This is a genomic window from Mesorhizobium sp. PUT5, assembly GCF_052216645.1.
GTDB lineage: Bacteria > Pseudomonadota > Alphaproteobacteria > Rhizobiales > Rhizobiaceae > Mesorhizobium.
Genome location: NZ_JBQOSO010000003.1, coordinates 1,650,851 through 1,665,932, shown reverse-complemented (window position 1 = coordinate 1,665,932; position 15,082 = coordinate 1,650,851). Strand labels below are relative to the sequence as shown.

Sequence of the window (15,082 nt, the reverse complement as noted above, 5' to 3'; positions counted from 1 at the left end):
GATGGCAGAGGCAGCACGCAAGTTCGGCACGGCCGAGACGCCGCTCTATCGCGAGGCACCCAACAATATCGAGGCCGAGCAGGCGTTGCTGGGCGCCATGCTGGTCAACAACGACGCCTTCTACCGCGTCTCCGATTTCCTCAAGGCCAGCCATTTCTACGAGCCGTTGCACCGCAAGATCTTCGAGGTCTCGGCCGAACTGATCCGCATGGGCAAGATGGCCAATCCGGTGACCATCAAGACCTTCCTGCCCGCCGACGAGAAGGTCGGCGACATGACCGTGGCGCACTATCTGGCCCGGCTGGCGGCAGAGGCGGTGACCGTCATCAACGCCGCCGACTACGGCCGCGCGATCTACGACCTCGCCACCCGGCGCGCCCTGATCACGGTCGGCGAGGACATGGTCAACATCGCCTATGACGCCCCGGTCGACATGTCGCCGTCCGAGCAGATCGAGGATGCCGAGCGGCGCCTGTTCGAACTGGCGGAGACAGGGCGCTACGACGGTGGCTTCGAAAGCTTCACCGACGCGGTCAAGACGGCGATCGACATGGCCAGCGCCGCCTATATGCGCGAGGGCCATCTGTCCGGCACCGCCACCGGCCTGACCGACCTCGACAAGCGCATGGGCGGCCTGCAGCCTTCCGACCTGATCATCCTGGCCGGCCGGCCTGGCATGGGCAAGACGTCGCTGGCCACCAACATCGCCTTCAACGTCGCCGAGGCCTATGAGCCGGACCAACAGGCCGATGGCTCGTTCAAAGCCAAGAATGGCGGCGTGATCGGCTTCTTCTCCCTCGAAATGTCGGCCGAACAGCTCGCTACCCGTATCATCTCCGAGCAGGCCGAAGTGCCCTCGTCCAAGATCCGCCGCGGCGATCTCACCGAAGCCGACTTCGAGAAGCTGGTCAGTTGCACGCAGATGCTTCAGAAGATCCCGCTGTTCATCGACTCCACCGGCGGCATCTCCATCGCCCAGCTTTCGGCCCGCGCGCGAAGGCTGAAACGCCAGCGCGGGCTGGACGTGATCGTCATCGACTATATCCAGCTCATGCAGGGCTCTTCCGCCAAGGCCTCGCAAAACCGCGTCCAGGAAATCACCGAGATCACCACCGGGCTGAAGGCGCTGGCCAAGGAACTCAACGTGCCGATCATCGCGCTGTCCCAGCTCTCGCGCCAGGTGGAAAACCGCGACGACAAGCGCCCGCAGCTCTCGGATCTGCGTGAATCGGGCTCGATCGAGCAGGACGCCGACGTGGTGCTGTTCGTTTATCGCGACGAATACTACATGCAGAACAAGGAGCCCGAGCAAGGCACGGCCGAATACGAGGAATGGCGCCTCAAGTTCGAACGTGTGAGAGGCAAGGCCGAAGTCATCATCGCCAAGCAGCGCCACGGACCGACGGGAACGGTGGACCTCGCATTCGAGGGCCAGTACACGCGCTTTTCCGATCTTGCGGAAGAAAGCCACCTGCCGGAGAGGTTCGAATAGGCATTGGCCAAGAACCGCACACAGTTCATCTGCCAGAATTGCGGCACGGTGCATCAGCGCTGGGCGGGAAAATGCGATTCCTGCGGCGAGTGGAACACGCTGATCGAGGAAGGCACGTCCGGCGGCATCGGCGCCGGGCCGGGCTCCCTGCGCAGCGCCCGCAAGGGCCGCGTCGTGGCCATGACCACGCTGTCGGGCGAGATCGAGGACGCGCCGCGCATCGTTTCGGGCATCGGTGAACTGGATCGCGCCACCGGCGGCGGCTTCGTGCGCGGCTCGGCGCTGCTGGTGGGCGGCGATCCGGGCATCGGCAAATCGACGCTGCTGACGCAGGCCGCCGCGGCTCTCGCCTCCCAGGGCCACCGCGTCGTCTATGTCTCCGGCGAAGAGGCCGTGGCCCAGATCAGGCTGCGTGCCCAGCGGCTGGGAGCCGCATCCTCGCCCGTCGAACTGGCCGCCGAAACCAATGTCGAGGATATTCTGGCTACGATCTCCGAAGGCAGGCGCCCCGATCTGGTCATCCTCGATTCCATCCAGACGCTGTGGACGGACCTGGCCGATTCGGCGCCCGGCACGGTCACGCAGGTGCGCGCCTCCGCGCAGGCGCTGATCCGCTACGCCAAATCGACGGGTGCGGCCATCGTACTGGTCGGCCACGTCACCAAGGAAGGCCAGATCGCCGGGCCGCGCGTGGTCGAGCACATGGTGGACGGCGTGCTTTATTTCGAGGGCGAAGGCGGCCACCACTACCGCATCCTGCGCACGGTGAAGAACCGCTTCGGCCCGACGGACGAGATCGGCGTGTTCGAAATGTCCGACGGGGGCCTGCGCGAAGTGGCGAACCCTTCCGAACTGTTCCTGGGCGAGCGCCACGCCAAGTCGCCGGGGGCGGCGGTGTTTGCCGGGATGGAGGGCACGCGGCCCGTTCTGGTGGAGATCCAGGCGCTGGTGGCGCCCTCCCCGCTCGGCACGCCGCGCCGCGCCGTCGTGGGCTGGGACGGCGCGCGGCTTTCCATGATACTGGCGGTGCTGGAAGCGCATTGCGGCGTGCGCTTCTCGCAGCACGACGTCTACCTCAACGTCGCCGGCGGCTTCCGCATCTCGGAGCCCGCGGCGGACCTTGCCGTAGCGGCGGCGCTGGTTTCGTCGCTGACCGGCCTTGCCCTTCCCGCCGATTGCGTCTATTTCGGCGAAATCAGCCTTTCGGGTGCCGTAAGGCAGGTTGCGCATGCGCAGCAGCGTCTCAAGGAGGCCGAGAAGCTGGGTTTCGGAAGCGCGGTTCTGCCCCTGGGCAGCGAAGAGATCGGCGTGGGCACGGGTTCCGGTGCATTCCGGCCAACCGAGCTTGCGGAACTGGTGGCGCGCATCGCCGGAAGCCGGCGCGGCAGCGCTGCACAGGCCGGCGAGTTGGATTGATGCAGCACTTCATGGAGTGGGGACATGCCGATTACGCTGCTTGACGGAATCCTCGTCGGCTTCACCCTTGTCTCGGCCATGCTGGCCATGGTGCGGGGCTTCTCGCGCGAAGTTCTGTCGGTTGCCTCCTGGGCGGCGGCGGCCGCGGCGGCCTTCTTCTTCTACAAGCCCGTCATGCCCTATGTTCAGCCCTATATCGACAACGACAAGATCGCCATGGCCGCGGCCGCCGCGATCGTCTTCGTCATCGCGCTGATCGTGGTCTCGGTCATCACCATGAAGATCGCCGACTTCATCATCGACAGCCGCGTCGGCGCCCTCGACCGCACGCTCGGCTTCCTCTATGGCGCCGCGCGCGGCATCCTGGTGGTGGCGGTCGGACTGATGTTCTTCAACTGGCTGGCAGGCACGAATGCGCCGGCCTGGGTGACGCAGGCCAAGTCGCGGCCCCTGCTGGAATCGATCGGCACCTCGATCGAGAACATGCTGCCGGAAGACCCGGAGAACGCTATCCTCAAGCGGCTGAACAAGCAGGGTGCGACGCCCGACGCCGGCGGCTCCGAAACGGCTCCCACCCCCGACAGCGGCGACCAGAGCGCGCCGGACGACGAGGCGCCCGCCAACAACTGATCGCGTGAAGCCGGCAGGCAAGACGCTTTCCGGCTCCGAAAGTGTCGAATCGGGCCGGTTTGACGCGTTGCGTTCGGGCCGCTGCCGCCTTATATGGCGATTTTAGAAGGGCTTCAGGCTATGGCACACGCAGCCGACGTACTTTGCGCCGAGGCAGACGACCATTTCCATGACGAATGCGGCGTGTTCGGCATCTTCGGGCGCCAGGACGCCGCGGCCATCGTCACCCTCGGGCTGCATGCCTTGCAGCACCGGGGCCAGGAGGCGGCCGGCATCGTCTCCTATGACGGCGTGCAATTCCATGTCGAGCGCCATGTCGGCCTGATCGGCGATACCTTCACCAAGCAATCAGTGCTGGACCGCCTGCCCGGGGCGCGCGCAATCGGCCACACCCGCTACGCCACCGCCGGCGGATCGGGCCTGCGCAATGTGCAGCCCTTCTTCGCCGAACTGGCGGATGGCGGCTTCGCCGTCGCGCATAACGGCAATCTCACCAACGCCATGACCGTGCAGCGCGCACTGCAGAAGCAGGGCGCGATCTTTTCCTCCACCTCCGACACGGAGACGATCCTGCATCTGGTCGCGACCAGCAAGGAACGCGACCTCAACGCCCGCTTCATCGACGCCGTGCGCCAGGTCGAAGGCGCCTTTTCGCTGGTGGCGCTCTCCTCCAAGAAGATGATCGGCTGCCGCGATCCGCTCGGCATCCGCCCACTGGTGCTGGGCGATCTCGACGGCGGCTGGATTCTCGCCTCCGAGACCTGCGCGCTGGACATCATCGGCGCCCGCTTCGTGCGCGACGTCAAGCCGGGCGAGATGATCGTGGTCACTTCCGCGGGCATCGAGAGCATTTTTCCGTTCGAGCCGCAGAAATCGCGCTTCTGCATCTTCGAATATGTCTATTTCGCGCGTCCCGACTCCACGGTCGAGGGCCGCAACGTCTACGACGTGAGAAAGGCGATCGGCGCAGAACTCGCGCGAGAGAGCCCGGTGGAAGCCGATATCGTCGTGCCCGTGCCCGATAGCGGCACGCCGGCGGCGATCGGCTTTTCCCAGGAAGCCGGCATTCCCTTCGAACTCGGCATCATCCGCAACCACTATGTCGGCCGCACCTTCATCTCGCCCGGCGATTCAATTCGCCACATGGGCGTGAAGCTCAAGCACAACGCCAACCGTCGCATGATCGAGGGCAAGCGCGTCGTGCTGGTGGACGATTCCATCGTACGCGGCACCACCAGCCAGAAGATCGTGCAGATGGTGCGCGACGCCGGCGCCAGGGAAGTGCACATGCGGATCGCCTCGCCGCCGACGCGCGCTTCCTGCTTTTATGGCGTGGACACCCCGGAAAAGTCGAAGCTCCTGGCTTCGCGCATGTCGATCGAGGACATGGCGGAATTCATCCGCGTCGATTCGCTCGGGTTCCTGTCCATCGAAGGGCTCTACCGCGCCGTCGGCGAGGTCGCACGCAACGGCGAGCAACCGCAGTTCTGCGACGCCTGCTTCACCGGACAGTACCCCACGCGCCTTGCCGACCTGGAGGGCGCCGACAATGTGCGCACACTCTCGCTGCTGGCGAGCGGCGGCCAGTAGCGCCTAGCGCACCTAGGCCGGCTCGTTTCTCCAGATAAATCCCCTGCGGATGGCCAGCCGCTCGCCCGGTCCATGGACGGCCGCGAAAAGCAGTCCCGCAAAGAAAGTGAAATGGTCGACGAAGAAGCCGAACTCGGCCTGGTTGCCCTGCCAGTGCGACGGGCCGTGGAAGGCGAAGGCCAGGAAAATCACATAGATCGCGGCAAGGAGCGCTGCTTCGGAGAAGAAGGCCCCGGTCAGGAACGCCAGCACGAGCGCAACCTCGAAGAACGCCGCGACCCAGGCAAGGAAATGCGGAACCGGAAAGCCGGCGGCGGCGATATAGGCGGCGGTTTCGTCCATTCCGAGGAATTTGAAACTGGCGGCCATGGCAAAGACGGCGGCGAAGATCAGTCTTGCGATGAGAATTGCAACGGTTCTGCCCATGGACCTCTCCAGTGTGGAAGCGCTTACGCTTCAAGACGCGGCAAAAGCTCGTCCTCCGACATGGCGGCAGGTGATTTTTTCGCTTTCCGCGACGACAAGCGACCATTTCCTTTCGCAGGGTTTCCCGAAAGGCGGATTCGTCCTATCTGGTCCCGGACATCATTTGGCTCGAACGGGATAATTGCATGACCACCTCCCCCGACAAGGTCGACTCCGAAGAAGCGGCCGCCACCCCCTCCGTGCCCGACCTCACCGGCCGTGTGGCCGTCGTCACCGGCGCGTCGCGCGGCATCGGCTATTTCATCGCCAAGCAGATGGCGGCGGCCGGCGCGCATGTGATTGCGGTGGCGCGCACGGTAGGCGGGTTGGAAGAACTGGACGATGAGATCAAGGCCGAGGCGGCCCGCACCGGCAAGGGCGCGGCCACGCTGGTGCCGCTCGACCTCGCCGACATGGAAGGCATCGACCGGCTCGGCGGCGCTGTCAACGATCGCTGGGGCAAGCTCGACATACTGGTGGCCAATGCCGGCGTGCTCGGCGTCATCGCCCCGATCGGCCATGTGGAAGCCAAGACCTTCGAGAAGGTGATGGCGATCAACCTCACCTCGACATGGCGGCTGATCCGTTCGGTCGATCCCCTGCTGCGGAAGTCCGATGCCGGACGCGCCATCCTCATGTCCTCGGGCGCCGCTCACGCGGGACGCGCCTTCTGGGCACCCTATGCCGCCTCCAAGGCTGCGGTCGAAGCATTCGCGCGCTCCTGGGCCGACGAGACCCGCAACATGCCGCTTTGCGTCAACGCCTTCGACCCGGGCGCAACCCGCACCGCCATGCGCGCCCAGGCCATGCCAGGCGAGGACCCCGAGACGTTGCCTCACCCCTCCGAGGTCGCGGCCTGGGTGCTGCCGCTGGCCAGCCCCGCGCTGACCGAGACCGGCCGCATCTTCCAGGCCCGGCAGAAGCGCTGGGTGTCCTATCGCCTGCCGGACTGACCCTTCACGCGGCGGACGCACGCCCTTGGGGCCGGGTCGAATTACCTCCGGCAGGACGCTTCCAACCAACCCCGAACCGTTCTAGATTCCCGGCGCGGATTCTCGATCCGCCATCAACAAAGAGGACTTGCCCATGTCATCCACTATCGCGCTGGTGTGGTATCTCGTCGTTGCCGGTCCCCAAGGCGGGATGGTCGTGCTGCCCAGCACATTCGATACGCGCGAGCAGTGCGCCTCGGCCGTCACCGAATACCAGAAGCAGCCAGCGCCGGCCGGCTGGACCGTGCAGTGCATTCCCAGCGCCTCGCCCTATGCCGACGACATGGGCGAAGACGGGGCCGGCGCGCAGCCCCAGGAATGACGGGGCCGCGTGGCCGCCCGGCAAGGGCGGTCTTCCTTCCGGACGACGCAATGACGACAGCAATGCAAAGACATCATTGACCTGTGCGAGGCTTCGTCTAGTTTTTCCCGCTTGAGCGGCCGCCGGATGCGTCGCGCGACGACAGTTGGGAGTGAAGCGCCATGACCCTGACGCTATCGCTGCTCGCGGGCATCGCCATCGCATGGGTGCTGGTCGCAACCGTCGACCGCCTTCGCTTCGGCATCGACGCCGGGCAGGCGCTTCTCTACGTTCCGTTCAAGCTCGCCTACCGCATTTCGGACGGGCGCATACAGGTCGCGCGCAAGGCCCCGCCGCCGGTCATCTACGCCATCGTCCACCAGTCGCGTCTGGAACCGGCATTGATGCTGTCGCTGCTGCCGACCGACACGCTGCATATCCTCGACCCGGATTCGGCGCGCTCGGCCTGGCTGGAGCCCTGGCGCGCGCTTGGCCGCACCATCGCCTTCAATGCCGAGCACATCTTCGTCAGCCGCCGCCTGGTACGGGTCCTGAAGGGCCGCGGACGGCTGGCCGTGTATTTTCCCGATGATCCCGAGCCGGATGCGAAGGCGCTACGGCTCTACCGCGCGGTGGCGCGCATCGCCATGCAGGCCGATGCCGGCATCGTGCCGATCTTCGTGGGCGGCGCGCGGCACCTGCCGTTTTCGCTGGCCCCGGCCGGCGGCACGCGCCGCCGCCTGTTCCCGCACCTCGCGATCAACGTGCTGAAGCCGATGACGGTCGCGGAAATGACCGCCGCCGCGAACGATCCTTCCGCCCCCGTCCGCAAGGTGCTGTTCGATCGAATTTCCGAGGCCCGCTCCCCGCCCTGACGGAGCAGGGGCGCTACTCGACGTCGGGCGGCAGTGCCGCCTCCCCTTCCTGCTTGGCCCTGCGGGCATAGGCGCGCATGCTGAAGGGCAGGAACACCAGATAGGCGAGCGCCGAGGCCGACAGCGTGTACCAGGGATAGCTCGCCAGCAGCAGGAAATAGAGCACCACCGCAAGGATGATGAGAAGCACGCGATCGCCCGGCAGCTTCAGGCTCTTGCCGGAATAGACCGGCAGCCGGCTGACCAGCAGGAAGGCGACCAGAACCGTGAAGGCCGCGGCCGCGAGCGCGACCTCCTTCGTCTGCGGCAGGCCGAGGAAGGACAGGTAGAGCGGCAGCATGACCAGCAGCGCACCTGCCGGCGCCGGCACGCCGACGAAATATTCGGATTGCCAGGTCGGTTGGCCGTCGGCCTGGTCCAGCACGTTGAAGCGGGCAAGCCGCATGCCGCATGCGATGGCGAACAGCAGCGCCGCGATCCAGCCCGGCGAGCCGGCCCGGTCGAGCAGGAAGGCATAGAGCACCAATGCCGGCGCCACGCCGAAATTGACGATGTCGGCCAGCGAGTCCATCTGCGCGCCGAATTTCGAGGTCGCCTTGAGCAGGCGCGCCAGCCTTCCGTCGATACCGTCGAGGAAGGCGGCGATCAGCACCATCACCACCGCCGACTCGAAGCGGCCCTCGAAGCCGAATCGGATGCCGGAAAGCCCCGCGCAGATGGCCAGCACGGTGACCAGGTTGGGAAAGACCATGCGCAACGGAATCTCGCGGATGCGCGGGCCGCCCTGACCGTGCGCCTCGAACCGCTTGAAAGGTGCCCCCGCCAACGCCGGAATCCTAGGAAATGCGCACCAGCGGCGCACCTTCGGCGCCGCCGAATTCGGCAATCACCGTCTCGCCGGCAACCGCCGTCTGCCCCACCGCCACGCGCGGCGCGGCGCCTGCCGGCAGGTAGACATCGACGCGCGAGCCGAAGCGGATGAGGCCGAAGCGCTCGCCCACCGCAAGCGCTCCGCCGGCATCGGCCCAGCATACGATGCGGCGGGCGACGAGACCGGCGATCTGGACGGCGGCGACGGTGCCGTTCGGACTTTCGATGACAAGGCCGTTACGCTCGTTCTCGGCGCTCGCCTTGTCCAGCTCGGCGTTGAGGAACTTTCCGGGCCGGTGCTCGATGCGGGCAACGCGCCCGCGCACGGGCGAGCGGTTAACGTGGCAGGAAAACACGTTCATGAAGACGGAGACGCGCGTCATTTCGGCGGGGCCGAGGCCAAGCTCGCGCGGCGGCACGGCCGGCCCCACGGCCGAGACCACGCCGTCGGCCGGGCTGACCACCAGCCGGTCGTCCACCGGCGTCACCCGTTCGGGGTCGCGGAAGAAATAGGCGCACCAGACGGTGAGGATGAGACCGATCCAGAACAGGACGGACGAAAAATAACCGAGGATGAGCGTCGCAGCGGCAAAGCCGGCGATGAAAGGATAGCCTTCCCGATGGATCGGGACGAAGGCGTTCTTGACCGTATCGATCAGATTCATCGGGTTGTCGGCCGGCTCCGTTTCGGTCCGGCCTCTCTAGCGGAAACGGCCCGGTGCCGCAACGCGACATTCCGCAAAGGGCGGACGGGCCGCTCCTCTACGAGGATACCTCGGACGTGCGCCGGCGCACAACCACGCCCATCTCATCGCTTTCGCGGGCGATGCGCAGCCGCTCTTCCGCCTCGGTCGCCTCGCGCTGGCGGTCCCACATGGAAGCGTAGAGCCCGCCCTCGCGCAGGAGCGCCGCATGGGTGCCGCGCTCGGCGATGCGCCCGTCCTTCAGGACGATGATCTCGTCGGCCGAGATGACGGTGGAAAGCCTGTGGGCGATGACGATGGTGGTGCGGCCGCGGCTGACGAGGTCGAGGGCCGCCTGGATCTCCTGCTCGGTATGGCTGTCCAGCGCCGAGGTCGCCTCGTCCAGGATCAGGATCGGCGGTGCCTTGAGAATGGTGCGCGCGATCGCCACGCGCTGCTTTTCGCCGCCGGAGAGCTTCAGCCCGCGCTCGCCGACCATGGTGCGGTAGCCTTCCGGCAGACGGTCGATGAAGGAACCGATCTGGGCGAGCTGCGCTGCCCTTTGCACGTCCTCCTCGCTGGCGCCGGGGCGCCCGTAGCGGATGTTGTAGGCGATGGTGTCGTTGAACAGCACCGTATCCTGCGGCACCATGCCGATGGCGGCGCGCAAACTTTCCTGCTGCACGTCGCGCACGTCCTGCCCGTCGATCAGCACCGCGCCTTCCTGCACGTCGTAGAAGCGGAACAGAAGCCGCGAAATCGTGGATTTGCCGGCGCCGGACGGGCCGACAATGGCTACCGTCTTGCCGGCCGGAACTTCGAAACTCACCCCCTTGAGGATCTGCCGGTCCGGATCGTAGGAAAAATGCACGTCGCGGAACTCGACACGGCCGGGTCCGATCGCGAGCGGGACGGCCTCCGGATCGTCCACCACTTCCTGCTTCACGTCGAGCAGGTCGAACATCTGCTCGATGTCGGTCAGGCCCTGCCTGATCTCGCGGTAGACGAAGCCGATGAAGTTCAGCGGCACCGAGAGCTGGATCATGATGGCGTTGATGAACACGAAGTCGCCGACCGTCTGCGTGCCGCGCATCACTTCGAGCGCCGACATGACCATGACAATGGTCGTTCCCAGGCCGAAGATGAGGCCCTGACCGAAGTTCAGCCAGCCCAGCGACGTCCAGATACGGGTGGCCGCCAGCTCGTAGCGGGCCATGGAGCGGTCGAAGCGCTGCGCCTCCATGGCCTCGTTGCCGAAATATTTGACGGTCTCGAAGTTCAGCAGCGAATCGATGGCCTTGGTGTTGGCGTCAGTGTCGCTGTCGTTCATGTCGCGGCGTATGGCGATGCGCCAGTCGCTGGCCCGCACCGTGAACCAGACATATATGGCGACCGTCACCGCCACCACCGCCACATATTTCCAGCCATAGCTGACGGCGAAGATGCCGGCGGTCAGGGCGAACTCCAGGATGGTCGGCGCCGTGTTGAGCATGATGAAGCGCACGATCGTCTCGATGCCCTTCGTGCCGCGCTCGATGATGCGCGAGAGGCCGCCCGTACGCCGCTCCAGATGAAAGCGCAGCGACAGTTCGTGCATGTGGACGAAGGTGCGGTAGGCGAGTTGGCGCACCGCATGCTGGCCGACGCGCGCAAACAGCGCGTCGCGCAACTGGTTGAAGCCGAGTTGCACCAGGCGCAGCAGATTGTAGACGATGACCAGCGCGACCGCGCCCAGCAGGAAGGACGGCAGCGGCGGTTCCGTCTTCACCTCGCCGGCCAGCGCATTGGTCGCCCATTTGAAGAAATAGGGGCCGGCCACCAGGGTGAGCTTGGCGATCACCAGCAACAGCGTCGCCCATGTGACGCGCCAGCGGAGATCGGGCCGGTCGGCCGGGTACATGTATGGCCACAGGTTGCGCAGCGTCTTCAAGGTGCCGGATTCGGCGGAAACGGTTTTTTCGGGCACTGTTCTTGCTCTGAAAACGGGAAAATCAGCAGCCGACGCTGCAGGAATCGACAAGTTCGGCAACGTCGCGCGACAACGCCGCCAACGCCTCGTGATCCACAGCGTAGCGCGAACGCTGGCCTTCCGCGGCGTAGCTGACCAGGCCGGCCGCGACCAGCACCCTCAGATGCTGCGAGACGGTGGATTGCGCCAGCTCGACGCGTTCCACCACGTCGCGGCAGCAGCAGGCAGGGCGACCGGAAAGATGCCGCAGGATCTCGACGCGCACCGGGTGCGACAGTGCGGCCAGTCTGGCCGCCATCGCATGGGCGTCGGCAGAAGCGCCGCAGCGCGAGTCGGCACGAGGTTCATTCATCGTATATCGCCGATATACGATGAATGGCTATTCCGCAAGCGGCCGTAGCCGATGATCGCCTTTACTGCTGCGCCGGCGCCGGAGACGAGGGAGTCGTTGCCTGATCGCCCAGCGCCTTCATGTCGGCCGCCTCGCCTTCGCGCGACTTTTCGGGAACCTTGAACACCTGTCCCGGCCAGATCAGGTCCGGATTGCGGATCTGGTCCTGGTTGGCCAGATAGATGGTGGAATACCGGATTCCGTGGCCGTAGACGCGCCGCGAAATACGCCACAGAGAATCGCCACGGCGGATGATGACGGCGCCGTCGGCATGCTCGAGCTTGGGCGAAATCGTTTCGGGCACGGCGGGCGTCGCGGCAGGTGCCCCATCGGCGGGTGCCTGCGTCTCAGCCTGTGCAGGCGGACTGGCGGTTTCAGGCGCAGCCGGCGTTGAAGACGGCGGCTGCGTGCCGGTTGCGGCCGGCTCCGGGTTGACAGGCTTGGTTTCGGCCGGCGTCGCCGATCCGGCGGAAGGTGCGACCGCGGCCATCGATTCGCCCGGCTCGCGCTGGAACGGCACCGCCGCCCGCGCCACGACGCTGGCGCCGTCGGCATCCAGCGCGTCCACGCGGATCGTGTATTCGCCGACCGGCAGGTCGCGCGTGGCCTCGACCAGGAAATGGCCGTCCGCCGAGGTCTGCGCGTCGCCCAGCAGCATGTCGTTGGCGTAGGCGCGCACCTTGCGGCCGGGATCGGCAAGGCCCGCGACGAAAATCTTGTGGCCGTCGATCTCTACGGCTTCGACCACGACAGCCGGGCCTTCCACGGCCTTTGCCGGGGCCGCCGTCTGCGCCGGCGCGGTCGTAGCAGGCGGCTGCGCGGCTTGCTCCGCGGGCGCAGGCTGGGGTTCCGCCGGCTCTGCCGGCTCTGCCGCCGACGGCGCAGCCTGGGTTTCCGCGCCCGTGGATGTAGCGGTTTCGGCGTCGGCCGGAGCCGGTGCCTTCTTTTCGGGCTGGGGCATGGTCAGGAACTCGGCCGGCTTGCCCGGCTCCTCCACCATGGCCAGCACCTGTCCGTCCGGCTTATCGGGAACGGAGACGACGGCCGTCTGCTCGGAGGTGGCCGCGACATTGTCCGACGTGGTCGCACGCAGCACGAGCTGGTAGTCGCCGGGCTTCAGAGGGTTGTCCATCACGATGGCGAAAGTGCCGTCCGGCCCCGCCATGGTGGAGCCCAGCACGGTGGCGCCATGTACCACCTCGACCTTGGCGTTGGGCGCGGCGTTGCCGGCCACAACCATCGAGCCGTTGCCCTCCACCCGTACCACATCGAAGGTCGGGGCGATCACCTTGGCGGCCGTGGCGGCCGTCTCGGCCGTGGCGGCGGCTTCGTTGCCGGGCGCCGGATTGGCCGCCGCCTCGGCCGCGGGCTTCATCGCCCCGCCCTGCGGCTCGGCCGGCTTCATTGCCTCACCTTCCGGAGCCTTTGCGGCAGGCAGGCGCCCCTCGGTGCCCGATGCTGTCTTGGGCGCTTGCGTCGCGGCTGCCGGCTGGGCAGTCTGGCCTGCCTGCTCGGCCTGCGGCTGCGCTTGCGGGGCAGACACCTCCTGGGCGGGCGGCGGGGACTTGAAAAGCGGGTCGAGGGCGCCAGAAACATACGCAGCCCCGACAATCGCGACGGACCCGCCAGCCGCGAACCACAATGCCTTAAGTGGAGTAACTGCCATGTTTTTCCTGCCCAATACCCGCTTGAGCGGGTCTAGCCTGTTTTGCAGAGGCCGACAAGAAAAAGCCCACTGAACACTTGACCACGGTTAAGGAGGCTATCACCAATCGCACCATGAACACGATTCGATCCATCTGCGTTTATTGCGGCTCGTCTCCCGGCAAGGACGAAGCCTTTCTCGAAGCAGGCCATGCCCTCGGCCGCTCGCTCGCGCGTTCGGGCCTGCGCCTCGTCTATGGCGGCGGCACCAAGGGCATTATGGGCGCGGTGGCCCAGAGCACGCTGAAGGCCGGCGGCAAGGTCATGGGCATCATCCCGCGCTTCCTGATGAACAAGGAAGCCACCGAATCCGCTTTGGAACGCCTCGACCAGCTCGTGATCACCGACAACATGCACGAGCGCAAACACAGGATGTTCGAGGAATCCGACGCCTTCGTGGCGCTGCCGGGGGGCATCGGCACGGTGGAGGAAATCGTCGAGATCATGACCTGGGCGCAGCTCGGGCACCATCGCAAGCCGATCGTCTTCGCCAATGTGAAGGGCTTCTGGAACCCGATGCTGTCGTTGCTCGACCACATGGCGGCGGCAGGCTTCATCCACACCGCCCACAACGTCAAGCCGCTGGTGGTGGACGACCCAGAAGCGATCGTGGCCGCCGTGCTGGCGGCCGGTGCGGCCGGCGACGTGCCCACCGAAGGCGTTTCCTCCGTCATCGACAAGATGTAGCGGCAGCCGGCGACGAGCCCGCCGGCGCTTCGCTACCGGCGGCCGGCCAGCATCGACCAGGAATAGATCGCCAGCGCCAGCCAGATCAGCCCGAAGGCCAGCGCCTGCTCGCGGGAGAACGGTTCGCGGAAGACGAACACCGCCACCATGAAGATGATGGTGGGCGCGATATACTGCATGATGCCGATGGTCGAGAGCCGCAGCAGCTTGGCGCCGTTGGCATAGAGGATCAGAGGCACGGCCGTGGCCACGCCGGCCGCCATTAGCAGCCATACGTCGCCCATGCCCTGATCGCCGAAATGGCCGGTGCCGGTCGTTTCCGCCCAGATGATGTAACCCAGGGCCGGAACAGCCAGGATCAGCACTTCGAGGAAAAAGCCCTGAGCCGGGCCGATGGGCAACGTCTTCTTGAACAGCGCATAGAAGGCCCAGGACACGGCGAGCCCGATCGACACCCAGGGCAGGCCGCCCGTTTCCCAGGTCAGGAGCGCCACTGCCGCGGCGGCGAGCAAGATCGCCAGGACCTGCGGCCGGGTCAGCTTCTCGCCCAGCAGAATGGCCCCCAGGAAGATGCTGAACAGCGGATTGATGTAGTAGCCGAGGGCCGTTTCCACCGTCCTGTCGGCCGCGATCGCCCACACATAGATGCACCAGTTGAAGGTTATCAGCGCCGCCGTCAGCATGCCCATCAGCAGCGTGCGCGGCGTCAGCAACGCGCGCCGGATGTCGCTGGTGCGGCCGAGCCACACCAGCAGCGCGCCGGCGACGGGCACCGACCACAACGCCCGGTGTGCCACCACCTCGATCGCCGGGATATGTGCCACTGCCTTCATGTAGAAGGGCAGCACGCCCCACAGCAGATAGGCGGAAAGGGCATAGAGAAAGCCGCGCTGGGCGGCTTTTTCGTCAAGGGGAAGCGTTTCGGCACTCATGCCCGCCCATATGGGCCGCCTGTGCGTTCGGCGCCATTGAATATTGCTGATGGTTCAATGGACTTCCGGTGATGGGTCAATGAAC

The 15,082-nt window shown here is 66.2% G+C and carries 14 protein-coding genes and 1 pseudogene; 8 read left to right on the top strand and 7 right to left on the bottom strand.

The features are described 5' to 3' along the window. Position 1 precedes the first annotated feature (1 nt). The 4 genes from ACTDI4_RS09515 (at position 2) to purF (ending at position 5,128) form a co-directional block, all read left to right on the top strand. On the top strand, positions 2-1,492 hold the full coding sequence (locus ACTDI4_RS09515) for a replicative DNA helicase (RefSeq protein ID WP_442843315.1): 1,491 nt from the start codon (positions 2-4) through the stop codon (positions 1,490-1,492). Positions 1,493-1,495: 3 nt separating this feature from the next. Further along, complete coding sequence (radA, locus tag ACTDI4_RS09510; RefSeq protein WP_442840921.1) at positions 1,496-2,908, top strand: DNA repair protein RadA; 1,413 nt, start codon at positions 1,496-1,498, stop codon at positions 2,906-2,908. 24 nt (positions 2,909-2,932) lie between these two features. Next, the gene (locus ACTDI4_RS09505) at positions 2,933-3,538 is read left to right on the top strand and encodes a CvpA family protein (RefSeq protein ID WP_442840920.1); all 606 of its coding nucleotides are present in this window, start codon (positions 2,933-2,935) and stop codon (positions 3,536-3,538) included. Positions 3,539-3,658: 120 nt separating this feature from the next. Next, on the top strand, positions 3,659-5,128 hold the full coding sequence (purF, locus tag ACTDI4_RS09500; protein ID WP_442840919.1) for an amidophosphoribosyltransferase: 1,470 nt from the start codon (positions 3,659-3,661) through the stop codon (positions 5,126-5,128). A gap of 12 nt (positions 5,129-5,140) precedes the next feature. Here purF and ACTDI4_RS09495 read toward each other — a convergent pair whose 3' ends face one another. Next, positions 5,141-5,554 (bottom strand): DoxX family protein, encoded by a 414-nt coding sequence (locus tag ACTDI4_RS09495; RefSeq protein ID WP_442840918.1) that lies wholly within the window; start codon positions 5,552-5,554, stop codon positions 5,141-5,143. A gap of 185 nt (positions 5,555-5,739) precedes the next feature. On the opposite strand from ACTDI4_RS09495, the gene ACTDI4_RS09490 reads away from it, so the two are divergent. From ACTDI4_RS09490 to ACTDI4_RS09480, 3 genes are all read left to right on the top strand, one after another. Then, complete coding sequence (locus ACTDI4_RS09490; RefSeq protein ID WP_442840917.1) at positions 5,740-6,546, top strand: SDR family NAD(P)-dependent oxidoreductase; 807 nt, start codon at positions 5,740-5,742, stop codon at positions 6,544-6,546. Between the two features lie 133 nt (positions 6,547-6,679). Continuing rightward, the gene (locus ACTDI4_RS09485) at positions 6,680-6,907 is read left to right on the top strand and encodes a hypothetical protein (RefSeq protein ID WP_442840916.1); all 228 of its coding nucleotides are present in this window, start codon (positions 6,680-6,682) and stop codon (positions 6,905-6,907) included. Positions 6,908-7,068: 161 nt separating this feature from the next. Continuing rightward, on the top strand, positions 7,069-7,761 hold the full coding sequence (locus ACTDI4_RS09480) for a 2-acyl-glycerophospho-ethanolamine acyltransferase (protein WP_442840915.1): 693 nt from the start codon (positions 7,069-7,071) through the stop codon (positions 7,759-7,761). Positions 7,762-7,774: 13 nt separating this feature from the next. On the opposite strand, the gene pssA is transcribed toward ACTDI4_RS09480, so the two are convergent. From pssA to ACTDI4_RS09455, 5 genes and pseudogenes are all read right to left on the bottom strand, one after another. Further along, complete coding sequence (gene pssA, locus ACTDI4_RS09475) at positions 7,775-8,512, bottom strand: CDP-diacylglycerol--serine O-phosphatidyltransferase (RefSeq protein WP_442843314.1); 738 nt, start codon at positions 8,510-8,512, stop codon at positions 7,775-7,777. Positions 8,513-8,597: 85 nt separating this feature from the next. Next, positions 8,598-9,302, bottom strand: a pseudogene (locus tag ACTDI4_RS09470) (phosphatidylserine decarboxylase); the annotation flags it as partial. 91 nt (positions 9,303-9,393) lie between these two features. Then, on the bottom strand, positions 9,394-11,280 hold the full coding sequence (locus ACTDI4_RS09465; RefSeq protein WP_442840914.1) for an ABCB family ABC transporter ATP-binding protein/permease: 1,887 nt from the start codon (positions 11,278-11,280) through the stop codon (positions 9,394-9,396). 25 nt (positions 11,281-11,305) lie between these two features. Then, a complete protein-coding gene (locus ACTDI4_RS09460; RefSeq protein WP_442840913.1) occupies positions 11,306-11,635 on the bottom strand; it encodes an ArsR/SmtB family transcription factor in 330 nt (109 codons plus the stop codon). A gap of 61 nt (positions 11,636-11,696) precedes the next feature. Continuing rightward, entirely contained in the window at positions 11,697-13,340 is a 1,644-nt protein-coding gene (locus ACTDI4_RS09455; RefSeq protein ID WP_442840912.1) for a LysM peptidoglycan-binding domain-containing protein, read from the bottom strand. Positions 13,341-13,453: 113 nt separating this feature from the next. Between ACTDI4_RS09455 and ACTDI4_RS09450 the strand changes: the two genes are divergently transcribed. After that, a complete protein-coding gene (locus tag ACTDI4_RS09450) occupies positions 13,454-14,065 on the top strand; it encodes a TIGR00730 family Rossman fold protein (protein ID WP_442840911.1) in 612 nt (203 codons plus the stop codon). Positions 14,066-14,097: 32 nt separating this feature from the next. Here ACTDI4_RS09450 and rarD read toward each other — a convergent pair whose 3' ends face one another. Further along, on the bottom strand, positions 14,098-14,997 hold the full coding sequence (gene rarD, locus ACTDI4_RS09445; RefSeq protein ID WP_442840910.1) for an EamA family transporter RarD: 900 nt from the start codon (positions 14,995-14,997) through the stop codon (positions 14,098-14,100). Positions 14,998-15,082 lie beyond the last annotated feature (85 nt).